Genomic DNA, 22,085 nt, shown 5'->3' with positions numbered 1-22,085 from the left:
TTGCCTGAGGGATGAAACCCCTCAGTCGGACATCCGGGATGGTATGCGAAGGGTCGGACAAACCGGCTTAAGTCGTCTAGTCGGACGACAGAACGGCGTCGCGTGAACGGACGCGCGCGGTGGAATGGCGCGCTCAGTAACTCCGCGCGAATCCGAGGACGTTGCTGACGTACTCGGCGGAGTTGTTGTATCGCAGGACGGCGCGGCTCTGCCCGGCCGGATCGGCCAGGTCCAGGTTCTCGTCGCAGAGGTAGCGCGCCGTCGTCAGTGCCGCGTCGAAGAGGTTCTGCGGGTCGGCCTTGCCGTCGCCGTTGCCGTCGGCCGCATAGTGTTCCCACGTCGCGGGGAGGAACTGGGTCGGTCCGACGGCGCGGTCGTACTGTGCGTTGCCGTCGAGGCGTCCGCCATCGGTGTCGGCGATGACCTGGTTGCCGGCGAGCGAGCCGTCGAGGACGGGGCCGTATATCGGATGCCGCAACTGGCCGCGCGAGTCGGCGTCACCGAAGTTGGCGTGCTGCGACTCCACCCGGCCGATGCCTGCGATCAGCTTCCAATCGATATGGCATCGGGGCGTGGTCTTGGCCATCGTGGCCGCAGCCGAGCGGTAGGCCTCGAAGTTGATGCGCGGGATCACGCCGGTCGTCACCGAGGCGGGCAGCGCGGGTGCGGGAGGGGTGGCGTGCCGTGTGGCGGCGACCGGCCGGACGGGGGTCTGGGTGGTCGACGGTGCCGGACGGGGGTCGGCCTCGGCACGGATGGGCGTCGAGGCCGCGGCGTGGTCGGGGGATGCCACGCGGTCCGGGGAACTCGACGTCACGCCCATCAGGGCTCCGGTGACCGGAACCAGGCCGGCCGCGACGAGCAGGGCGGACTTCAGCGGTTTGCGATTCGGATGCATGGTCAGACCTTGGTATCGGGGAGGGTGGCTTCCTCTCGACAGCCGGCCACGCAGGCGATTCGGGCCGCGAACGGCGGCTGTTCGAGGACTGCGGACGAACGTACATGAGTTCGTCGCGATACCGTTATTGGGTCGTTACCAAGCGCCTATGGTGCTTTGTAGTAGTTCGGTGATAATGCAGGTCAACGACGGCGCCTCGCCCAGTTTGTGAGGTGAGACACGAAACCGCAGGTAGCGTCCGATTTCCGGAGTTCGGGGTGGAGCTCACGCGCGGTGTGTCTCGCGCGGCTTGCACCTCACGCGACGTGAGGTTGCATGGTGGAGACATGGCGAACGTGTCGAAGCGGTGGAGCGTCGGTCAGGCCGCGGAGACGAGCGGACTGACGGTGCGGACCCTGCATCACTGGGACGAGATGGCTCGCCCCGCTACGGGTGCTGTCTGATCAACTCCGGCGCGTCGATCCGGAACTGATCGCTCTGGGCCGGTTGCGGGAACGACTGGCCGCAGTGGTCGCCGCCGGGGACGCCAGTGTCGAGTGCGTCGACCCTGCGGAGATGCTGCGGCTCATGCGAGCGGCTCGCACCGGCGCGGGCGAGGTGCTCGACCGCCACTTGAACGGGGAGCAACGCGAGCGCCTCGCTGCCGCAGCGGCGGAGACCGGTCCGGGCCTGGCCTACCGGACCGAGATCGAATGGCCTCATCTGTACCGACGAGTCGAGGAATTGCGCCTGTCCGGTGCGACCGCCGACGACCCGCGCGTGCAGAAGCTCGTGAGCCGGATGGAAGAACTCTCCGTACAGGTCACGGGTGATGACGCTGAGATCAGCGCCGCAGTGCGCGGCGCGTGGCGGGATGATCCTGCGGGCATGTCGGGGGGCCGCACAGGTAGCGGACCCGTGGCGTGCGTTGGCGGAGTTCGTCGATCACGCGCGGCGCGTCCACCTACCCGACGCCGCCGCCGGCGACGGCTCATGAGCTCGTGGCCCGGTGCGGGCTCGCTCCTCCCGCTGTTCGTGCCCCTGGTGATGCTGCTGATCTTGGCTGGTCTCGGCGTGATCGCGTGGGCGGTGCCGATCAGCGTGGCGGTGGCGTGCGCCGTCTTCTCATCGCTCGTCTGTTGGCGGAAGCGCTTCCGGGGATGCGGCCGTGAGAACGAGTGAGGCCAGGTCGAGGATTTCCTCTGACCTGGCCTCACTTCTGTGGAGCTAAGGGGAATCGAACCCCTGACCTACTCGATGCGAACGAGTCGCGCTACCAACTGCGCCATAGCCCCTGAGCGTCTTGCCGACGACCGGAGATCAGTCTAACAGGACGCGAACGCCGGTACGCAAAGCCCCTGCGTCGAGGGGCCGCGTACCGGCGTCCAACGGTGGCCTATCCGCCGAAACCGATGGTGATGGCGACGTGCAGGAGGTCGCCGCCGAAGACGGTGAAGTCGTTGAAGAACTGGGTCAGAGCGGGGAACATGTGTTCGCCTTTCGGTAGGAGTTGGCCGCATCGGGCGATGCCAGAAAATCGTTACACAACCGGTCGAATCGGTATCTCTATGCAGACCCGAATCACATTCACCTGCGGTGGTGGCTACGAACACAGTGCCGTTCGTGCATGAAAGAAAGTGCGTTTTACCTGCGGGGTTGCTGTGAATATCTGGTGCGCGCCGCGCTCCGCGGAGATCCGGACACCCGAAGTTAACCTGACCTCACTTCTGGTTAACGCACGGGGCGCCGGGGAAGTCTTGAGTGGCAGTCGAGACTCGCTGGTTCCGGTGTCCGAGGCGCCGTCTACTCTCGCGCATGTGGGAATGACGAGGAGGCCGCGACGGACAGCTCTGGCAGTCGCCTCCGGAGCGCTCGTCGCCGGCCTGGTGTCCGGATGCTCGCTGCCCGCGCCCGCCGCGCAGGCTCCGGCAACTCCCTCGGTGACGCGCTCGCACGTTCCCGTACCGGTGTCCCCGTCCGGGGCCGTCGAGCCGGAGACGCAGGCGCCCGCTCCCGTGGGGACGGCGCGGGCCGGGCTGGCGCGACTCGCGGTCAAGGGGCGGGCGCCGAAGACGGGGTACGCGCGCGCCGAGTTCGGTCCGGCATGGACCGACGACCAAACCGCCGCCTGGGGTCGCAACGGGCTGAGTACGCGGGAGGACATCCTCTCCCGCGATCTGACCGATGTGACGTGCAAGGTCCGCGGCACCTCGCCCCGCGTGCCGCCGTGCGTGGTGCAGTCAGGGACTCTGCACGACCCGTACACCGGCTCGGTGGTCGAATTCGTGCGCGGGAACAAGACATCGGCATTGGTGCCGATCGACCACGTCGTGAGCCTGGGCGACGGGTGGCAGAAGGGCGCACAGCAGTTGAGCCGGGCCGAGCGGATCGCCTTCTCGAACGATCCGCTGAACCTGATCGCCTCGACGCGCGCCCCCAACTCCGCCAAGTCCGACTCGGACGCGGCGTCCTGGCTCGTGCCGAACAAGAGCTTTCGCTGCGCATACGTGGCGCGGCAGGTGGCGGTCAAACTCAAGTACCGCCTGTGGGTCACCGGCGCCGAGAAGGACGCGATCTCCCGGGTTCTCGAGAAGTGCCCTGATCAGCCGCTGCCGACCGAGTCGGACGCCGTGCGCCGCACCTACGGTTGACGGCGAGGTCTTATCGCCGAGTGGGGTCGTCGACGCCGGAAAGTGGCGTGACCATTCGGACGGCCGAAATCCACTGATCTGGAACACATTCCGCGCCATCGGGTGCTACCGTGCGCCGGTCTTCGGGCGAGTTGTCCAGAACTCAGCGGCGAGTCGGAGCCGGTGCTAGTTCAAATCACATGAGTCACACCGCGGTCTTCCGTGCGGAGACGGCGGCGGGATCACCGCTCGATGTCTTTCAAGGGGATGGCATGCATTTGACGCCGCGTGAGCTCGACAAGCTGACGATTCTGAATCTCGCGATGGTGGCCGAACGTCGAAAAGCCCGCGGGCTCAAACTGAACCACCCCGAGTCAGTCGCGATCATCACCGCCGCCGCACTCGAGGGCGCTCGCGACGGCAAGACCGTCGAACAGGTCATGAGCGAGGCCGCCAACGTCCTCACCGTCGACGACGTGATGGAAGGCGTCGGCGACATGATCACCAAGGTCCGAGTGGAAGCCGTGTTCACCGACGGCACCCGTCTCGTGACGGTCCACAATCCGATTCGTTGACCACCACTCGGCGAGCTTACGAAGGGTAGCGCAGCATGGCCTCGGAGAATTCGACGAACGACGATGGGGTGCCCTCGGGAGTCCCGGTGGGCGGGTACGTCCTGCGGGACGAGCCGATCGAGCTCAACGTCGGGCGGCCCCGACAGAAGATCACCGTGCGCAACACCGGTGACCGGCCGGTCCAGGTCGGATCACACTTCCACTTCACGGAGGCGAACCGGGCACTCGAGTTCGATCGGCCCGCCACCTTCGGATGGCGCCTGGACATTCCGGCGGGCACCGCGGTGCGATTCGAGCCGGGCGACGAACAGGACGTGACGCTGGTTCCGTTCGCCGGCAAGAGCCGGGTGTACGGGTTCAACGGCATCGTCAACGGCTGGGCTCCGGTGCGCGACATCTACCGGCCGCGCTATCAGCACGTGGTGGACCTGCTCGAGCAGCGAGGCTTCAAGTCCGCGCCACAGCCCGCACAAGCCCGTACGTCAGAAATTGAGGACAAGTGATGACCAGCATTTCTCGGAAGGATTACTCGGGACTCTTCGGTCCGGTCGCCGGCGACAAGATCCGCCTCGGCAACACCGATCTGTACGTCGAGGTGGAGAAGGACCTCCGGGTCATCGGAGACGAAGCCATCTACGGCGGAGGCAAGACGCTGCGCGACGGTATGGGCCAGGACCCGTCGTCGACGAGCGACACCGGCGCCCTCGACATCGTCATCACCAACGTCGTCATCATCGACGCCGAACTGGGCGTGGTGAAGGCCGACGTCGGTATCAAGGACGGCAAGATCGCCGGTATCGGCAAGGCGGGCAACGCGTCCACCATGCACGGAGTCACGCCGGGCCTGATCACCGGGCCGGCCACCGATGCGATCTCCGGCGAGCAGTTGATCCTCACCGCGGCGGGCCTCGACTCGCACGTCCACATGATCTCGCCGCAGCAGTCGTACACCGCACTGTCCGGCGGCATCACCACGCTGATCGGCGGCGGCGTCGGTCCCACCGACGGAACCAACGGCACCACGATCACCTCCGGCGCATGGAATCTGGAGATGATGCTCAAGGCCAACGAAGGTCTGCCGGTGAATGTCCTGCACTGCGGCAAGGGCAACTCGTCGCGGCGTCCGCCGATCGAGGAGCAGCTGCTCGCCGGGGCGGGCGGTCTCAAGATCCACGAGGACTGGGGTTCCACACCGGAGGCGATCAAGACGGCGCTGGCCGTCGCCGACGATTACGACATCCAGGTGGCGATCCACACCGACACGCTGAACGAGGCCGGCTACGTCGAGGACACCATCGCCGCATTCGACGGCCGGACGATTCACACCTATCACTCGGAGGGCGCGGGTGGCGGTCACGCGCCCGACCTGCTCCGCGTGACCGCGGAACGCAATGTGCTGCCCGCGTCCACCAACCCGACGCTGCCCTACGGGATCAACTCGCAGGCGGAGCTGTTCGACATGATCATGGTCTGCCACAACCTGAATCCGCTGGTGCCGTCCGACGTCGCCTTCGCCGAGAGCCGCGTCCGCGCCGAGACGATCGGCGCAGAGAACGTGCTGCACGACATGGGCGTCATCTCGATCGTGTCGAGCGACTCGCAGGCGATGGGCCGGATCGGCGAGAACTGGCTGCGCACCGTTCAGATGGCTGACGCGATGAAGCGGTCCCGCGGCAAGCTGCCCGAGGACGCGCCGGGCAACGACAACTTCCGCGTGCTCCGCTACGTCGCCAAGGTGACGATCAATCCGGCGATCACCTTCGGTCTGGCCCACTCGGTCGGTTCGATCGCCCCGGGCAAGATGGCCGACCTGGTGCTGTGGGAGCCGGTCTTCTTCGGCGCCAAGCCCCGCACCGTCATCAAGGGCGGAGTGATCAACTGGCATGCGATGGGTGATCCGAACACGTCCCTGCCGACCCCGCAGCCGGTGATGTACCGCCCGATGTACGGCGCCTACGGGAAGACCCTGCAGGAGACGTCCGCGACCTTCGTCTCCAAGGCGGCGTACGAGTCGGGGATCGCCGAACGGTACGGACTCGAACGCCAGGTGATCCCCGTCCAGGACACCCGTGAGATCAGCAAGGACAACATGGTCCGCAACGACTACATACCCGACATCGAGGTGAATCCCGAGACCTTCGCGGTCACCGTCGACGGCGAGCACGCGTACGTCGAACCGGCCACCCACATCAGTCTCAACCAGCTGTACTTCTTCAGCTGAACTTCATCAGCTGACCGCACCCGCTACCGACCGTATTACGGAGGCAACTCTTCATGAAAAGTCCGGCGACCGGGCTCAACGTCGTGGAGTCGATTCTCGGCAACGAGCACGACGACGAATGGAAGGCGCGGTTGGCCGACGCCGACTGCGACTACGTCTTCCTCGACCAGTGGGAGGCGCAGAAGTCGCGGCTGCGGCGGACCACCGCCAACGGCGACGAGGTGGCCGTGTCGCTGGACCGCGGCGTGCAGCTCCGCGACGGCGACGTGCTCGAATACGACGAGGACGCAAAGACCGCGATCATCGCCCGGATCACCCTTCAGGACGTGATGGAGGTGGACCTGAGCCAGGTGGCTGGACGCGACGAGAACACCGTGATCCAGACCTGTCTGGAGCTGGGGCATGCGATCGGCAACCCGCACTGGCCCGCCGTGGTCAAGGGCGTCAAGGTGTACGTGCCGCTCACCGTCGCGCAGCCGGTGATGAACTCGGTGATGCGCACGCACGCACTCGAGGGCGTGGTGCACCGGTTCATCCCCGGCGCCGAGGTGATCCCGTACATCGCGCCGCACGAGGCTCGACGGCTGTTCGGCGGTGCGGCCCGCGAGGGCGGGGGCCACACCCACACGCATCCGCACGGCCACGCCGGTGACGACCACTGACGTGACCGAGACCGGCGCCGTCCCCGACATCACCCGCTTCATGCGGGCGATGCAGTTCTCCGACACGATGCTGCCGGTCGGCTCGTTCTCCTTCTCCAACGGCCTGGAGACGGCCGTCGCCGAAGGCCTGGTCACCGACGCCGAGAGCCTGCGGCAGTTCGTGCAGGTGTGCGTGAAGCAGGGAGCGTCCTGCGACGGCATCGCCGTGCTGCACGCGCACCGCGCCGCGCTCGCCTGCGACGACGCGGGGCTCGCGGATGCCGACTTCGCGGTGATCGAGCGCAAGCTCAACGAGGAGGGCCGCGTCATGGTGACGCGGATGGGCCGCAAGCTCGCCGAACTGGGACTCCGTCTGGCGCCGATCGCCGACTGGCTCGAGCGGATCAAATCGGGCGAGGTGCCCGGCACCTATCCCGCCACCCGGGCCCTGGTGCTCGCCGAAATCGGTGCCGGCGAACAGGAGTCGTTCGGCATCCACCAGTACGGCGTCGCCGCGACCGTGGTGGGAGCGGCGCTGCGGGTGGTTCGCGTGGACCACATGGACACCCAGCAGATCCTCTTCGATGTCGGCGCGACCGCCGACGAGGACTACCACGCGGTGAAAGACCTGAGCTTGGACGACATGTCCACGTTCGCTCCCATGCTCGACATCTTCGCGCCGATCCATGTCCGATCGCACGTACGCATGTTCTTGAATTGAGGACCCAATGAAGAAGACCACTCGCATCGGCGTCGGCGGACCCGTCGGCTCGGGCAAGACGGCACTGCTGGAGGCGATCACGCCGCACTTCGTGGAGCGCGGCACCAGCGTGCTGATCATCACCAACGACGTCGTCACCACCGAAGACGCCAAGCACGTGCAGAAGGCGCTCAAAGGGGTGCTCATCGAGGAGCGGATCGTCGGCGTCGAGACCGGCGCGTGCCCGCACACCGCGGTGCGGGAGGACCCGAGCATGAACCTGGCCGCGGTCGAGGAGATGGAGGCGACCTTCCCCGACGCCGACATCGTGTTCATCGAGAGCGGCGGCGACAACCTGACGCTCACCTTCAGCCCGGCCCTCGTCGACTTCTTCATCTACGTGATCGACGTGGCCGCCGGCGACAAGATCCCGCGCAAGAACGGTCCGGGCATCGCGCAGTCGGACATCCTCGTCATCAACAAGACCGATCTGGCGCCGTACGTCGGCGCGGATCTGTCGGTGATGGAACGCGATTCGGCCGCGCAGCGCAACGGTAAGCCCTTCGTGTTCACCAACTGCAAGACCGGAGAGGGTGTCGAAGAGGTCGTCGACCTGATCGCCCACGGAGTCCTCTTCGACTCCGTCGGCGGCTGACCGAGGCCGTGGGCGCCGTGGACCTGCCCGAGCTGGCGATCTACCAGGATCAGCCCAGACAGGCCCGGGTGGGCACCCCCGGAAAGATCGGTGCGTTGCGAATGCGATTCGAACAACGGCGTGGCAGAACCGTTCTCGCCGACCTGTACCGCCAGACGCCGCTGCTGGTGCAGCAGGCCCTGTACTGGGACGAGGCCGTCCCCGACATGGCGTGCGTCTGCATCGTCTCCACCTCCGGCGGAGTGGTGCAGGGCGACCGCCTGTCGGTCGACGTCGTGGCCGAGACCGATACGCGCGTCCACATCACCACCCAGTCGGCCACCAAGGTGCAGCAGATGGACGCCAACTACGCCGTGCACGCGCAGACCTTCGTGCTCGGCGACGGGGCCTACGTCGAGTACCTCCCGGGTTCGACGATCCCGCACCGCAACTCGCGGTACGTGGTGACGAGCGACATCGAGATCGCCGAGTCGGCGACCCTGCTGTCCTCGGAGATCGTGCTGTCCGGCCGCAAGCACCACCGCGCCGACGAGGTCTTCGGGTACGACGTCTTCTCCTCGCTGATGAAGGCGCGGCGCCCCGACGGGACGCGGTTGTTCACCGAGAAGATCCTGATCGAACCGCAGCGCAGCCCCATCCGCCATCCCGGCGCCATGGGGCGCTACGACGTCTTCGGCAACGTTGTCGTGCTGACCCCGCCCGAGCACGCCGAGGCCATCCTGGTCCGAGTGCCGACCGGCCTCATCGACGGCGCCTACAGCGGCGCTAGCCGGCTCCCCGGCGACTGCGGACTCATCTTCAAGGTGCTCGGCGTGGAGCGCCAGCCCGTCACCGAACGGGTCCGGGCCTTCTGGTCGATCGTGCGCGAGGAAGTGCTCGGTGCACCGATCGGCCCCGCACAACTGTGGCGGGGCCAGCAGTGACGACGGCCGCGGCTCACCCCGCCCGCGGTTTCGCCAACCCCCTGCAGGAGGAGCCTGCAGACTCCGACAAGCCGAGGAGACGAGTGAATGTCTGAACCTTCAGCGAGCGTGCTGGCCGCCGGAGCGTCCCTGGAAGTGAGTCCGGGTGACACCGGCTGGGTGCTGATCTGCGCGGCCCTGGTGCTGTTCATGACACCGGGTCTGGCGCTGTTCTACGCGGGCATGGTCAGCAAGCGGAACGTGCTGACGATGATGCAGCAGAACATCGTGCCGATCGGAATCGTCACTCTCACGTGGGTCGTCATCGGATACACCCTGGCGTTCGGGCCGTCGAAGGGCGGGGTCACCGGCGATCTCGAACTGTTCGGGCTCTCGGATCTGGGGTCGGTGCCCACCAACCCGCGTCACGTGGTCGACGCCGCGACGCATCTGGCGATTCCGACGCTCGCCTTCGTCGCCTACCAGATGATGTTCGCGATCATCACACCCGCGCTGATCACCGGCGCGGTGGTCGGCCGGTTGAAGGCCTTCGGGTGGGTGGTGTTCCTGATCGCCTGGTCGGTGGTGGTGTACCCGCCGATCACGCACTGGCTGTGGAACCCGGGCGGCTGGCTGGTGAAACTCGGAGCGCAGGACTGGGCGGCGGAATTGTGGTGCACGCGTCGGCGGGAGCCGCCGTGGTCGCGTTGCTGCTGGTGCTCGGCCGGCGGAAGGTGTTCGGGAACCGCGCTCCGCTGCCGCACTCGATCCCGTTCGTGATCGTCGGTGCCGGAATCCTGTGGTTCGGCTGGTTCGGGTTCAACGCGGGCGACGGCCTGCGCGCCGACGGGCTCGCCGCGCAGGCCCTGCTGAACACGCACGTCGCCGGTGCGGCGGCACTGGTGGTGTGGCTGTTCATCGAATGGGTCCTGACCCGCAAGGCCACCGTGCTCGGCGCGGTGACCGGCGGCGTCGCCGGACTGGCGACGATCACTCCCGCGGCCGGATACGTCAGCACCGTCAGTGCGTTGGTCATCGGCGTGCTGGCGGGCGCCGTCTGCCACCTGGCGCTGCGGCTCAAGGACGTCTTCAAATACGACGACGCGCTCGACGTGATCGCCGTCCACTTCGTCGGCGGCGTTCTCGGCACCCTCGCCGTCGGTTTCTTCGGCAGCCGTGAGATCAACGACTCGGGCCACGACGGGCTGTTCTTCGGCGGCGGCGGGGCACTCCTCGGACACCAGGTGGTGGCACTGCTGGCGGTCATCGGCTACTCGTTCGTCCTGACGTTGATCATCGCGCTTCTCATCAAGTGGACGGTCGGGCTGCGGGTGGACCCGGCCGACGAGGACCGCATGGACGAGGTGGAACAGGGGGCCTGCGCCTACAACGACGACGAGTCGGTGACGGGTTCCACGTCGGTCCGGCCGACGGCCGGCAGCTGACCCGCAGCGTCGTCCGACAGGTCCAGCACACACCGGCTGCGCGCTCGCACGAGCGCGCGGCTGTGGCTCACGAGTGCGACGCCGACCCCGTCGCGCGCCAGCGCGCTGATCACCTCGACGACGGCGCGCGCCGAGATCGGGTCGAGCATCGCCGTCGGCTCGTCGCACAGCAGATATCCCGGACGCTGCACGAGCACTCGTGCCAGGCAGGCGCGCTGGAGCTGACCGTCGCTCACTTGTGACGGGAACCGGTCGAGAAGATCGAGGGCGAGCCCGGCGCGTTGCGCCGCGACGGCGGCGGTGTCGCGCTCGGCGCGCCTGCCGGCGATCCGCGCCGGTTCGGTGATGGTCTGGGCCAGGGTCCATCGGGGATCGGCCACCTGTCGCGGATGCTGCGCGAGCATGGCGATCGATCCCGGCCTCGGACAGACCGATCCGCCGTACGTGACCGATCCGCGAGCGGGCCGGACCAGGCCGGCGAGAGCCCGCAGCAGCGTGGTCTTGCCACTGCCCGACCGCCCGAGGACACCGGTGATCGAGCCGGGACGGACGTGGACGTCCACGTCGCTCACCACCTCGACACCGTCGTAGCAGACGGTCAAACCCTTCGCCTCGATCACCGGACCTCCTGCAGGAACTGCGCGATGTACTCGTCGTCGGTCAGTCGCGTCGTCGCGTCCGCAGAGTACGCAGCGTCCGCCGCGTCCGACGCCGACGTGGCGGCGAGGCCGTCGAACTCGCCGGCTGAGAACCGGGCGAGCAGTCGGCCCTCGCGCATCACGGCGATCGCATCGCAGACGCCGACCTGCCGGAGGGTCTCGATGTCGTGGGTGACGACGAGGACGCCCGCGCCGTCGGCCGCGGCTCCGGCGAGCAACCGCCAGGTCGCCGCGGCCAACTCGGGGTCGAGCGCCGAGGTCGGCTCGTCGGCGACGAGGACTCGCGGCCGGCCCGCGACGGCCCCGGCTATCGCCGCACGCTGCGCCATCCCGCCGGACACCTCGTGCGGATACCGGTCCAGCGCCCGCGCCGGATACGCGACCGCGTCGGCCAGTTCACGGACCGAGCGGTCCGCGCCCAGTACCGTCACCGTCTCGGACAAGTGGCTTCCGATGGTCCGCACCGGCGTGAAGCTCGTGGCCGGCGACTGCGGGACCAGGCCCACCTCTCGTCCTCGTACCCGATGCCACGCCGAGTCGCGAGGGTCCAGCGTGCGGTCGCCGATCCGCACGCGTCCGGTGGCGACCGAGCCGACGGGGAGCAGTCCGCACAGAGCCGAGGCGACCATCGACTTGCCGCAGCCGGATTCGCCGATCAGCGCCGTGACCGTGCCGGGTGCGAGTTCGAGCGAGACGTCGTCGAGCACGCGCACCGCGGTGCGCCGCCGGCCCCGGTCCGCGGACACGTCCACCGTGACGCCGGCCAGGGAGGCGACCGCCGCCGTCACCAGACGCTCCCGGCCGGCGGTCGGTGACGCCGCGCCACCAGTGTTCCCAGGCGCGTCACCGCGAGCGCGGCGGCGATCAGCGCCAGCCCCGGCACCACCAGCGTCCACCACGCACCGGTGAGCACGTCGCCGCGGGCGTCGTCGAGCAGGGTGCCCAGGCTCGCCCGATCCGGCGACAGACCCACGCCGAGGAACGACAGTGTGGTCTCGTGCCAGACCGCGTGGGGCAGAAGCACCACCATCGCGACCAGGGCCTGCCCGGTCACCGCGGGCACCATGTGCCGGGTGGCGATGAAAGTGCGGCCCGCGCCCGCGAGCCGCGCCGACTCGATCCATCCCGCGGTCTGCAGACTCAGGAGTTCGGCGCGGACCACACGAGCCACCGCGGGCCAGTGGGTCAGCGCGATGGACGCGATGATCGCGAGCGGGGCGCCCCGCCACATCGCGGCGATGACCACCCCGAGCACCAGATGGGGAAGGGCGTTGACACCGTCGACCAACCGCATGGTCAACGCGTCGAACCAGCCGCCGAAAGCGGCCGCTCCCACGCCGACGGCGATGCCTATGGCGGTCGACACCAGGGCGCAGATCGCGGCGATGAGCAGGGAGATCTGCAGGCCCTGAGCGGTCCGGATCGCCAGATCGTGGCCCGAATGATCGGATCCGAGCAGGAAATCGTGTCCGGGCGCGGTCAGCGCTCGCGCGAAGTCGGGCTGCTGCGGGCCCGCGACGAGCGGCGCGATCACCACGACGGCGACGGCCGCCAGGCCCGCCGCCAGCCATCCGGTCCGGCCGGGGCGCAGCTTCACTCGCCCGATCATGCGGTGAGCCCGATCCTCGGGTCGATCCAGGCGGCGGCCGCATCCGACAGCGCCGAGCCGACGATGACCAGCACCGCCGATCCCAGGGTGAGCGCGGCGAGCAGCGGGAAGTCGAGTCCGACGGCCGAATCGACGAGTGCCTTCGCCAGTCCGGGCCAGCCGAAGACGGTCTCGACGATCGCGGCGCCCGCGATCAGTTCGGGCAGCCGGGTCCCGATCAGTGCGAGCGTCGGCAGCACCGACACCGGGAGCACGTGGCCGCGCAGCAGCCGCATCCCGCTGATCCCGCGCGCACGCGCCGCGAGGACGGCATCCGAGCCCGTCGCCTCGACCACCGAGGCCCGGGTGGTCAACAGCAGCCACGGGATCATCGACACGGTCAGCGCCACCGTCGGCAGCACACCGTGCGCGAGCAGATCCGACGGCGAGTAGCGGCTGCCCGGGGTTCGCGCACCCGAGGACGGGAACCAGCTCAGACCGACGGCGAAGACGGTGACCAGCACCAGCGAAACCACGAACGGCGGGACGGCGGCGAGAACGGTGGCGCCCGCGGTGCAGCATCGGTCGAGCAGTCCGCCCCTCCGCATGCCCGCCACGGTCCCGACCGACAGTGAGATCACGGTCGCCAGCGTCAAGCTGACCGCGGCCATGCCGAAGGTGAAGGGCAGGCGTTCGGTGAGCGCCGTCGCGACCGGCTGGGACAGCGTCGAGGACCAGCCGAGGTCGCCGCTGAGTACATCGCGCCACCACTGCCACCACGCCGACCACCAGCTCTGATCGACGTGATAGGCGGCGGCGGTGGCCTCACGCTGAGCCTGCGTCGCGCTCTGATACCGGCTGCCCAGATACGCGGTGAGGGGATCGAACGGTGATGCCGCGGCCAGCGCGAAGATGCCGAGCGAGATGAGGCCGACGGTCGGGACCCCGATGAGGGCGCGGCGCACGAGCAGTCGGCCCGCGCGGCGCGTCCGGGATCGGCCGGCGCGCGGTTCGGGCGGTTCGTCGATGGAGGCCGGTACCCGTACGGCGGGCCGGTTCGGCGCGATGGTCATCGTCTCACCGCCGCCAGGACGGCAGGTTCCACCACGGCCCCCACACCACCCCGTGAGCATGCGGTTCCAGCACCGGGGGATCGTAGCGCCAGCCGTCGTCGCGAACGGCGTAGGTGTGATGGACGAAGGCGAGGAACACCGAGGACGGCGCCTCCCGGTACAGCCGCTGGATCTCGCGGTAGCGGGCTTCGTTCGCCGGCCCCGGAGCGCTCGCGCGCGCCTGTTCGAGCAGTCGGTCCATCTCCGGAGAGCCGAAGTCACCTGGATTGGAGAACGGCGACGCACCGGGCGTCCGGGTGTGCAGTGCGGAGTAGACCTGGGAATCGATGCTGTACGGGAACTCGCCGCCGGCCAGGAGCACCGCGTCGTCGGCGAGCCGGGATTCGATCTCGTCCCAGCTGGCGCCGTGCGGATCCACGGAGATCCCGACGCGTTTCACCGCGGCGGCGAACGCGACCGCCAGGTCGCGACGGAGGGTGTCGTCGGCGGGGTAGAGCAGTGTGAACTCGGCCTTGTCGCCGCCGCACCGGCGGACGCCCGACGGCCCGCGGACCCACCCGGCGCGGTCGAGGATCGTGCCCGCGCGAGCGACGTCGACCGTGAACCGGGCGGCGGGCTCGTAGTTCTCGCCGTAGACCGCCGAGATCGGGGTGGCGGCAGGGGTGCCTCGACCGCCGAGCACATCGTCGACCAGCGCACGGCGATCGACCGCGAGATTCATCGCGAGCCGGGAGGCGACGTCCGCCGTGAACGCGTTCTGCGAGGGCAGACTCACGCTGCGCCAGTCGGCGGAGTCGGCGTCGACCACCGTGACGCCGGATCGGTCCGCCAGACTGTTCGCGAGTTTGGGCGGCAGGTTCGCTCCCGACACCTCGCCGCTGACGATCCGTTGCGCCCGGGCGTTGTCGTCGGGCGTGTAGGTGTAGACCACCTTCTTCAGGGCGGGCGCCGACCCCCAGTAGTCCTCGCGCGCGACGAAGACCGCTTGATCGGGCTGCAGGGATTCGAGTCGGTACGGGCCGGTGCCCACCGGATGCCTGCCGATGTCCCAATCCGCGGCCGGACGATTCTCGACCTTCTCCGAGGGAACGATGCCCAGCAGCAGATACGGCGACGGATCGGCCTCGCCGGTCACGTGGACGGTCACCGCGTGCGGACCTTCGGCCGCGACTTCGGAGATAGGGCCGATCGCCGCGCTCATCGACGAGGCGACCGCGGGGTCGGTGAGCGCGCGGTAGGTGGCGACCACGTCGGCGGAGTCGAGTGCCGAGCCGTCGGAGAATCGGACGTCCTCGCGCAGCGGCAGCCGCCAGACCCCCGGGCTCACCGCGCGCGGGGGCTCACTCGCGAGCGCCGGCACCAGGTCTGGTACCCGGGAGCTGTCCGCTGCCGACGGCCGGAGGAGACCCTCGTAGAGGGGCGAGACGCCGAGTGTCCCGTAGCCGTCGAGGGGGTTGTAGCCGCCGAGCTCGACGGCGTCGGCGAGGACGATCTGGCCGGTGCCTCCGGCGTCGGACGACGTGCACCCGGCGAGGCCGAGGACGAGAGCCGGAACGAGGACGAGGGCGGGACACAGGAGGCGGCTGGTGCGCATGGAGCTGTGCCTGACGTCGAAGGAGGACGGGACATGTGTGTGAACTGACATATGTCGAATTGAACGTGTATCAGAGATTCGGCGGCGCGGCCGGATTCGCGGAAACGATCGACGGACCCGTCGCGGGCGCGGCCCCGACCGTGATGGAATGACCACACGAGTTCGAGAGGAAATGCGCATGGCGGAACGGTCTGCGCAGTCGCGGGAGCGGCTGACGCCGAGACAGATCGAGATCTGGTCGACCCGTTTCGCTCTTCTCGGTGATCCCACCCGCCTCGCGCTCCTGGTGGAGATGCATCGCAAGCCCGATCTGGCGGTGGCCGAACTCGCCGAGCGCGTGGGGATCACCGAGAACGCGGCATCGCAGTCGCTCCGTGCCCTCCGCGACAGCGGGTGGGTGCGGACCGCCCGGGCCGGGCGCCGCGTGCGCTACTCGATGATCGACGACGCCGTGGTGCACCAGATCCTGCACGACGTAGTCGGGATCGCCCACGTACACGGCCATCCGCACAGCGCGCGACATCCGGGCGCGGGCGGCGACTGACGTCGCGAGGTCCCCGACACCCGCCGGTCGCTCACAGGGTCAGGGCCAGCCCCAGCAGGCACGCGACCACCGACCCGGCGAGAGTCGACGCCTGATAGATCACCGCGCGGGGTGTCAGACCGAAGAACAGGGTCTCGTACATCGAGGTGGAGAACGTGGTGAACCCGCCGCAGAAGCCGGTGGCGATGATGACGTTCCAGTTCGAGTCGAGCGAACCGGTGGTCGCCCACCCGGCGATCAGACCGATGAGCAGTGAACCCAGGATGTTGATGATGGCGGTCGGACCGATCGCGGTGGTCAGCTTGCGTGTGCGCATCAGCGCGTCGAGGACGAAGCGGGTCACGGCGCCGAGCCCGCCGCCGACCATCATGGCGAGGACGATCACGGTGTCGCCTCCGCGGGCTGCGGGACGCACCGGCGCGCGGCGGCGACCCCCACCGCCACCGCGATCAGTCCGATGAAGACGCTCGCCGCGGCGTACCCGGCAGCCAGATACGGGAAACCGTCACGACCGAGGTCGGAGAGGTCCAGGGCGAAGGAACTGTAGGTGGTGAGGCTGCCGCAGAAGCCGGTGCCGACCCCGAGCCGGATCTTCTTGCGAAGACCCGCGTCCGGCCCCAGTCGCAGCAGCAACTGCAGCAGGAAACCGAGAATCAGTGCGCCGGCGATGTTGACGGTGAAGATGTCCCACGGCCACCGCCCCTTGCCCGACGGCAGATTCTCCTCGGCGAGCCAGCGGACGAAGGTGCCGGCCATTCCGCCGAGGAACACCCAGATCACGCCGGTGCCGCGCAAGGCGTCCGGTACGTGCATGCGCTCTGACATGTCGGTCCCTCACCCCGTAGCTGTCGTGAACAAGCGAATCCTATAAGACGTGAGGCCGGTTTCGGCCGAAGCCGCCGACCTCGAATCCGGCTCGCGCGCAACGGGTGACCGACCGCCGCGCCGGGTAGCGTGGACATGTGACCCACACCTCATCTGCACGCGGCGGTGCGTCCGGACTTCCGAGCGACGGTTCCCCGGTGGTCTCGACCACCACCGGGCGTGTCCGCGGAAGGATCCGCGGCGGCGTCGCCGCGTTCCTCGGAATCCCTTACGCCGCACCGCCCGTCGGGGCCGCCGCCTTTCAGGAACCGCGTCCGCACGAGCCGTGGGACGGCGTCCGCGACGCCACCTCCTACGGTCCCACCGCACCACAGGTCGGGTATCCGGCACCGATAGCCGCGATCCTCGACAACGTCGTCGAACTCGGCGACGACTATCTGAACCTGAACGTGTGGACTCCGGATCCTTCGTCCGAAGGTCGACTGCCGGTGATGGTCTGGATCCACGGCGGTGCCTTCGCCCGAGGATCGAACCGGATCGCGATCTATGCCGGCGACACGTTCGCGCGTGACGGTGTGGTGTGCGTCGGCGTCAACTACCGTCTGGGAGTTCCGGGATTCGGCGCCTTCCCGGACGCGCCGGACGACCGGGGACTGCTCGATCAGATCGCGGCGCTGGAGTGGGTGCGCGACAACATCGCCGCCTTCGGCGGCGATCCGGCGAACGTGACGATCTTCGGTGAGTCTGCGGGGGCGATGAGTGTCGCGTCGCTGCTGTCGTCACCACGGGTCACCGGCCTGTTCGGGCGGGCCGCGATGCAGAGCGGCAACGGCATCACGGTGGCCGACGTCGACGACGCCCGGAAGGTGACCGCGCGACTCGCCGAGCGGCTCGGAGTCCCCCATGCCGCAGCCGCGTTCGGCGAGATACCGACGGCGGATCTGCTGAAGGCGCAGACTCAGGCGGTCCTCGAGTTCACGATGAACCCCGACCCGGAGATCTGGGGCAAGACCGTCACCGACATCGGCATGGGCATCATGAACATTTTCCCGGTCCTCGACGGCGAGATCTTGCCCGACATTCCGCAGAATCGGATAGCCGACGGCGCGGGCGCGGGGATCGGGCTGCTCGCCGGCTGGAACGCCACCGAGTTCCGGTTCTTCTTCGCTCCGACCGGAGTGCTCGAGGCGGCGACTCCCGAGATGGCGCGGGCGATGCTCTCACGTGCCGGAATGCCGACCGCACTGCTGGACGAACGGCTCGCCGACGGGGTGAGCGCCGGGGATGCGTTATGCGAGGCGATCACGGCGATCGCCTTCGCCGACCCCACCAGAGCACTCGCCGAACTGCGTCCCGAGTCGCCGACATACCTCTACGAGTTCGCCTGGGAGAGCCCCGTGTGCGACATCCGGGCCGGACACGCCGTCGAGCTGCCCTTCGTCTTCGATCACCTGGAAGCGGCTCACGCGCTCACCGGACCGGACCCGGACCAGTCGGTCGCCGACGCGATGCACGCGGCGTGGGTGCGGTTCGCGAAGACCGGAGATCCCGGATGGGCGCGGCACACCGAAGCCGCCGATCCCCACGTATTCGGCTGAGATCCCGATGGGCCTCCATGGGCCTCGGCGGAGTCATCTTCCGGGCGTCACCAGGCTCAGCCCCTCCTCGATCCATCCGCCGACGACGTCGAGGGCGTCCTGCGCGGCGTCGATATCCGGGGCGCGTTCGATGTACGGGGGCGGACAGCGCCCGGCCACCACGGCGGCCATCGCCCGCATCGCCCCGGAACCCTCGTCGTCGAGATAGCCCGAGTGCGCGGAGCGTCCCGCTACCGGCGTGCCGTCGCTGTAGTTCCCGGTGTCGAGCCGTGTCACACCCGGCGCGGTGTCCGGATCGCCGCCGTGGACCGATGAGCCCATCTGCTGCCAGTACTGGATCGGGTCACCGGGCGGGGTGAGCGAGTACCGCTGGACGTGCGGCTCGGCGTTGTTCCAAGGCCGGTCCTCCACACCGGTGCCCGCCGACGAGGCGTACACCACGCGATCGGATCGCAGCCCCGACTGTTCCGCCGTGCCGACCACGGCTCCGCCGTACGAATGCCCGATGACGGTGGTCTTCAGGTCGAGCCCCGACGCGTCGATCTGCCGGTCGAGCGCCGCGGCGAACTCCACCAGGCCCGGCGCCATCCGGCGTGCGGGCTCGGCGTCGGAGGCGGTGCCCGCGATCGGGCTGAGATCGGCGTCGATCAATTTCTGCGGCAGCGGGCCGTCGGCGTAGACGATCACCGGTGCGCCGCTGGCGTGCGACAGGTTGGCTGCGCGCCGCCGATAGACGTCGACGCTGTGTAACCCGGTTCCGGTGCCGGGGACCAGCACCGCCGCGCCGGTGGCGTCCGCTGTCAGATCTCCGACGAGTTCGATGAACCGGCCGTCTCCCACGTCGCGGAAACCCAGAAAGGTCCGCGGAACCAACCTGCCGGGATGCAGCGGGTCGGGTGCGGGACGCAGGAGGGCGCGCAGCTGTCGGGCTTTCGCACCGTCGCGCCGGCCGGCCGCGACTTCGGCGTCGAGCGTCCGCTGAATCGAGATGGTGTTGGCCTCCGCGCGGTCGGCGAAGTCGATGCCGTTGAGGTTCCCGACAACCTCCGGCACGGAATCGATGAGATTGCGTCGCTGCGCCGGAGCGAGTGATTCCCAGTACCGTTCCACCACGTCCGGCGGCATCAGGTCCAGCAGTCGGCCCGCTTCGGTGGCCTCAGCGTATCCGCCGATCGGGAGGGGCACCACGTTCCCCGACCCGTCGAGGTGCCGCATCAGCATCGTGAGCCTGCCGCTCAGCGCGGTGTCGGCGGCGTCGGCCTCAGTGAGGAGGGCGGTGATCCGCTCGGTGAGATAGTCGGCGTCCGCGCGACGTCGAGGATCCGGGTGGGCGACGGCGCCGTCGTCGCCGATGTTGAAGCCCGAGCTCCGCGCCGTGCGGATCTGGCCGACGATGCGGTCGCGCACCGCGGACAGCCGTCCGTGTCCCTCTCGCGTGGCGTCGGAGAGGTCGACGAGCGTCCGCTCGAATCGATGCAGCGCCGTGACTTCGGCGTCGACGCGGTGCCCGGCACTGGTTCGGGTCACTCCCGACCAGGTCGGATCGAGGTCGAAGGACCGGCGGACGGCATCGGCGGTGTTGGCGACGCTCTCACCGCCGACGTCGAAAGCGGTGGCCGTGGCCAGCAGGGTCTCCGGACGCCATCGGAGAACCTGGGCGACGCCGGTCACCGCGGCCTCCGGAGGGCGGCGAGGTCGGCGGCGCAGGCCCGGTCCGACTCCACCGTCGTCGTGTTGAACTTCTCGAGCGCCGCGGCCGAGCCGGCGAGGTGCCGTGAGAGGGCCGCGGCGGCGTCGTGCACCGCTGCGGCGCACGCTCGCAGTGATTCCGCCGACCGGCTGCCCGCCAGAGACAGATCGCCGGCCGCGCAGTCGAGGCCGGCGATCTCATCGCTGGACCGTCGCCAGAGGGCGACGATGCTGTTCAGTTGATCGGGAGTGATGCCGAATCCCATGGACGCCTCCGAATGATCGAGATGAACTCTTCATTCGTTAGACGCACGCGGAGCTTGTTCGGCTCCATCGTTCATCCACAGGCCGGCGTGGCCCGTCTCCTCTCGGGTCAGGCCGGGACCGGTGCGGTTCCGGGCCGGGGGAGGGCGCCGGCCTCGGCGTCCGCGAGCAGATTCGCCACGGTTTCGCCGGAGTCGGTCTTGTTGGTGCCGATGAATCCGGTCGGGCCGCGCTTGATCCATCCGGTCACGTACAGGCCCGGAATCGCCTCGCCGTTCTCCACCACGCGGCCGGCGACGTTCGCGACCGTGCCCTTCTCGTCGTCGAAGGGCAGACCCGGAACGGGGCGACCGCGGTAACCGATGGCCGTGAGCACCAGACCCGCGTCGATCACCGACTCCTCGTCGCCGCCGGTCTTGACGAACCGGACTCCGGAGGCATGCCCGTCGCCCAGGATCTCCACCGGGGTGAGCCCGAACGACAGCCGGATGAAGGGCTCGGCGGGCTTGCTCCGCTGCGAGATCTCCCGCAGTAGATTCACCTTGGCCGCCACCGTCGGGTCGTCGATGTTCGTCGCGTCGACACCGGACAACTCGGCGGGATCGACCCACACTCGCGCGGGACCGTCGGCGAGGCCGATCAGCTCCGGGAGCGTGAACGCCGCGTGCTCGGGACCGCGGCGCGCCACCACAACCACTTCGCGCAGATTGGATGCGCGCAGTGCCGCCAAGGCGGTGGGATCGATCGTCGTCGGTGCGAGCCGATCGGTGTCGGCGGTGAAGATCCGCGCGACGTCGAGGGCCACGTTGCCGTTGCCGATAACGACCGCTCGCTCGGCCGAGAGATCCGGTGCGGCGTACGCGAAATCGGGGTGGCCGTTGTACCAGCCGACCACCGAGGTGGCGCTCTGCACGCCTTCGCGATCCACACCGGGGATCTGCAACGGCCGGTCGGTGGGTGCTCCGCCCGCCCACAGCACTGCGTGGTGAGCACTGCGGAGCTCGTCGAGCGAGACGTCGCGGCCGATCTCGGTGTTGAGCAGGATCTGGATGTTCGGATGACGCGCGATCTCGTTGAAGAGGTCGGTCACCGTCTTGGTGGACAGGTGATCGGGCGCGACGCCGAAGCGGACCAGACCGAAGGGTTCCGGCAGACGCTCGTACACCGTGACCCTGACCTGGCGATGCTTCAGAAGCTCGTCGGCGGCGTACATGGCCGACGGTCCCGAGCCGACGATCGCGATGCGCAGTTCGTCGGGTGTCGCGCCGCCCAGCGCCGCGGGCTTGACGATGGGCGCCATCGGCAGCCGCCAGTCGGTGCGGACCGGGAAGCGCGTCTCGGTCGGCGCCGGATCCGGGTAGTGACCGGCGTTCACGTCGGCGAAGCGCGCGGCCTCCTCGGGAAGTCGGTGCCCCGGGACGATCGCGCCGACCGGGCACGCGCTGACGCACGCACCGCAGTCGACACACGTCGACGGATCGATGTAGAGCATCTCCGAGATGCCGAAGTCAGGCTCGTCTGGAGTGGGATGAATGCAGTTGACCGGGCATGCGTAGACGCACGAGGCGTCGCCGCAGCAGGCCTGCGTGATGACGTGAGGCACTG

At 68.8% G+C, this 22,085-nt stretch carries 24 protein-coding genes and 1 tRNA gene; 13 read left to right on the top strand and 12 right to left on the bottom strand.

The genetic code is table 11. From position 1 onward, the window contains the following. Nucleotides 1–133: 133 nt before the first annotated feature. On the bottom strand, nt 134–898 hold the full coding sequence (locus Y710_RS13080; protein ID WP_062367639.1) for a lytic transglycosylase domain-containing protein: 765 nt from the start codon (nt 896–898) through the stop codon (nt 134–136). Between the two features lie 432 nt (nt 899–1,330). Between Y710_RS13080 and Y710_RS13075 the strand changes: the two genes are divergently transcribed. Further along, nucleotides 1,331–2,059 (top strand): hypothetical protein, encoded by a 729-nt coding sequence (locus Y710_RS13075; RefSeq protein WP_062367638.1) that lies wholly within the window; start codon nt 1,331–1,333, stop codon nt 2,057–2,059. Between the two features lie 40 nt (nt 2,060–2,099). Here the strand turns inward: Y710_RS13075 and Y710_RS13070 are convergent. Further along, a tRNA-Ala gene (locus Y710_RS13070) sits at nt 2,100–2,172 on the bottom strand. Between the two features lie 528 nt (nt 2,173–2,700). On the opposite strand from Y710_RS13070, the gene Y710_RS13065 reads away from it, so the two are divergent. From Y710_RS13065 to Y710_RS19150, 10 genes are all read left to right on the top strand, one after another. Then, the gene (locus Y710_RS13065; RefSeq protein ID WP_081598052.1) at nt 2,701–3,528 is read left to right on the top strand and encodes an HNH endonuclease family protein; all 828 of its coding nucleotides are present in this window, start codon (nt 2,701–2,703) and stop codon (nt 3,526–3,528) included. Nucleotides 3,529–3,779: 251 nt separating this feature from the next. Next, the gene (locus Y710_RS13060; RefSeq protein WP_006894743.1) at nt 3,780–4,082 is read left to right on the top strand and encodes an urease subunit gamma; all 303 of its coding nucleotides are present in this window, start codon (nt 3,780–3,782) and stop codon (nt 4,080–4,082) included. A 35-nt stretch (nt 4,083–4,117) separates the two neighbouring features. Next, entirely contained in the window at nt 4,118–4,585 is a 468-nt protein-coding gene (locus Y710_RS13055; protein ID WP_062367637.1) for an urease subunit beta, read from the top strand. Beyond that, entirely contained in the window at nt 4,585–6,303 is a 1,719-nt protein-coding gene (locus Y710_RS13050) for an urease subunit alpha (RefSeq protein ID WP_062367636.1), read from the top strand. Before Y710_RS13055 ends, Y710_RS13050 begins: the two co-directional genes overlap by 1 nt. A 53-nt stretch (nt 6,304–6,356) precedes the next feature. Further along, nucleotides 6,357–6,965 carry an urease accessory protein UreE gene (gene ureE / locus Y710_RS13045; protein WP_062367635.1) on the top strand — a complete coding sequence of 203 codons (609 nt, stop codon included), beginning with the start codon at nt 6,357–6,359 and terminating at the stop codon, nt 6,963–6,965. Then, nucleotides 6,952–7,665 carry an urease accessory protein UreF gene (locus Y710_RS13040; protein WP_231875742.1) on the top strand — a complete coding sequence of 238 codons (714 nt, stop codon included), beginning with the start codon at nt 6,952–6,954 and terminating at the stop codon, nt 7,663–7,665. The genes ureE and Y710_RS13040 overlap by 14 nt, the downstream gene beginning before the upstream one ends. A 7-nt stretch (nt 7,666–7,672) precedes the next feature. Continuing rightward, a complete protein-coding gene (gene ureG / locus Y710_RS13035; RefSeq protein ID WP_006894749.1) occupies nt 7,673–8,299 on the top strand; it encodes an urease accessory protein UreG in 627 nt (208 codons plus the stop codon). Nucleotides 8,300–8,307: 8 nt separating this feature from the next. Then, the gene (locus Y710_RS13030; protein WP_052692460.1) at nt 8,308–9,222 is read left to right on the top strand and encodes an urease accessory protein UreD; all 915 of its coding nucleotides are present in this window, start codon (nt 8,308–8,310) and stop codon (nt 9,220–9,222) included. Nucleotides 9,223–9,309: 87 nt separating this feature from the next. Further along, a complete protein-coding gene (locus Y710_RS19155; RefSeq protein ID WP_231875741.1) occupies nt 9,310–9,981 on the top strand; it encodes an ammonium transporter in 672 nt (223 codons plus the stop codon). Next, nucleotides 9,900–10,646 (top strand): ammonium transporter, encoded by a 747-nt coding sequence (locus Y710_RS19150; protein ID WP_062367633.1) that lies wholly within the window; start codon nt 9,900–9,902, stop codon nt 10,644–10,646. The genes Y710_RS19155 and Y710_RS19150 overlap by 82 nt, the downstream gene beginning before the upstream one ends. Here Y710_RS19150 and Y710_RS13015 read toward each other — a convergent pair. Genes Y710_RS13015 through Y710_RS12995 form a run of 5 tightly spaced genes read right to left on the bottom strand, consistent with a single transcriptional unit; the run spans nt 10,586 to nt 15,560 of the window. Next, the gene (locus Y710_RS13015; protein WP_062367632.1) at nt 10,586–11,266 is read right to left on the bottom strand and encodes an ABC transporter ATP-binding protein; all 681 of its coding nucleotides are present in this window, start codon (nt 11,264–11,266) and stop codon (nt 10,586–10,588) included. The genes Y710_RS19150 and Y710_RS13015 overlap by 61 nt on opposite strands. Beyond that, complete coding sequence (locus Y710_RS13010) at nt 11,263–12,093, bottom strand: ATP-binding cassette domain-containing protein (RefSeq protein WP_062367631.1); 831 nt, start codon at nt 12,091–12,093, stop codon at nt 11,263–11,265. Before Y710_RS13010 ends, Y710_RS13015 begins: the two co-directional genes overlap by 4 nt. Next, the gene (locus Y710_RS13005) at nt 12,090–12,914 is read right to left on the bottom strand and encodes an ABC transporter permease (RefSeq protein ID WP_062367630.1); all 825 of its coding nucleotides are present in this window, start codon (nt 12,912–12,914) and stop codon (nt 12,090–12,092) included. The genes Y710_RS13010 and Y710_RS13005 overlap by 4 nt, the downstream gene beginning before the upstream one ends. Beyond that, entirely contained in the window at nt 12,911–13,966 is a 1,056-nt protein-coding gene (locus Y710_RS13000) for an ABC transporter permease (protein WP_082781315.1), read from the bottom strand. Before Y710_RS13000 ends, Y710_RS13005 begins: the two co-directional genes overlap by 4 nt. Nucleotides 13,967–13,970: 4 nt before the next feature. Continuing rightward, nucleotides 13,971–15,560, bottom strand: a complete 1,590-nt coding sequence (locus Y710_RS12995; protein ID WP_062367629.1) for an ABC transporter substrate-binding protein — start codon at nt 15,558–15,560, stop codon at nt 13,971–13,973. Between the two features lie 178 nt (nt 15,561–15,738). Here Y710_RS12995 and Y710_RS12990 point away from each other — a divergent pair, with 178 nt between their 5' ends. Then, entirely contained in the window at nt 15,739–16,104 is a 366-nt protein-coding gene (locus tag Y710_RS12990) for an ArsR/SmtB family transcription factor (RefSeq protein WP_156479448.1), read from the top strand. 31 nt (nt 16,105–16,135) lie between these two features. On the opposite strand, the gene Y710_RS12985 is transcribed toward Y710_RS12990, so the two are convergent. Together Y710_RS12985 and Y710_RS12980 are read right to left on the bottom strand one after the other, a co-directional pair. Further along, entirely contained in the window at nt 16,136–16,489 is a 354-nt protein-coding gene (locus Y710_RS12985) for a fluoride efflux transporter FluC (RefSeq protein ID WP_006894758.1), read from the bottom strand. Further along, complete coding sequence (locus Y710_RS12980) at nt 16,486–16,929, bottom strand: FluC/FEX family fluoride channel (RefSeq protein WP_006894759.1); 444 nt, start codon at nt 16,927–16,929, stop codon at nt 16,486–16,488. The genes Y710_RS12985 and Y710_RS12980 overlap by 4 nt, the downstream gene beginning before the upstream one ends. Nucleotides 16,930–17,066: 137 nt before the next feature. Between Y710_RS12980 and Y710_RS12975 the strand changes: the two genes are divergently transcribed. Then, on the top strand, nt 17,067–18,527 hold the full coding sequence (locus Y710_RS12975) for a carboxylesterase/lipase family protein (RefSeq protein WP_051999585.1): 1,461 nt from the start codon (nt 17,067–17,069) through the stop codon (nt 18,525–18,527). A 33-nt stretch (nt 18,528–18,560) separates the two neighbouring features. Here Y710_RS12975 and Y710_RS12970 read toward each other — a convergent pair whose 3' ends face one another. From Y710_RS12970 to Y710_RS12960, 3 genes are all read right to left on the bottom strand, one after another. Further along, nucleotides 18,561–20,198: an alpha/beta hydrolase gene (locus Y710_RS12970; protein WP_062367627.1), complete on the bottom strand. Its 1,638-nt coding sequence runs from the start codon at nt 20,196–20,198 to the stop codon at nt 18,561–18,563. Next, on the bottom strand, nt 20,195–20,482 hold the full coding sequence (locus Y710_RS12965) for a hypothetical protein (RefSeq protein ID WP_062367626.1): 288 nt from the start codon (nt 20,480–20,482) through the stop codon (nt 20,195–20,197). Before Y710_RS12965 ends, Y710_RS12970 begins: the two co-directional genes overlap by 4 nt. A gap of 107 nt (nt 20,483–20,589) precedes the next feature. Continuing rightward, nucleotides 20,590–22,083, bottom strand: coding sequence for an FAD-dependent oxidoreductase (locus Y710_RS12960; RefSeq protein WP_006894763.1), 1,494 nt, complete (start codon nt 22,081–22,083; stop codon nt 20,590–20,592). Nucleotides 22,084–22,085: the final 2 nt, after the last annotated feature.

The organism is Gordonia sp. QH-12 (assembly GCF_001578675.1).
GTDB lineage: Bacteria > Actinomycetota > Actinomycetes > Mycobacteriales > Mycobacteriaceae > Gordonia > Gordonia sihwensis.
The sequence above is the reverse complement of the archived record's forward strand: the minus strand, read 5'-3'. Positions and strand labels throughout refer to the sequence as shown.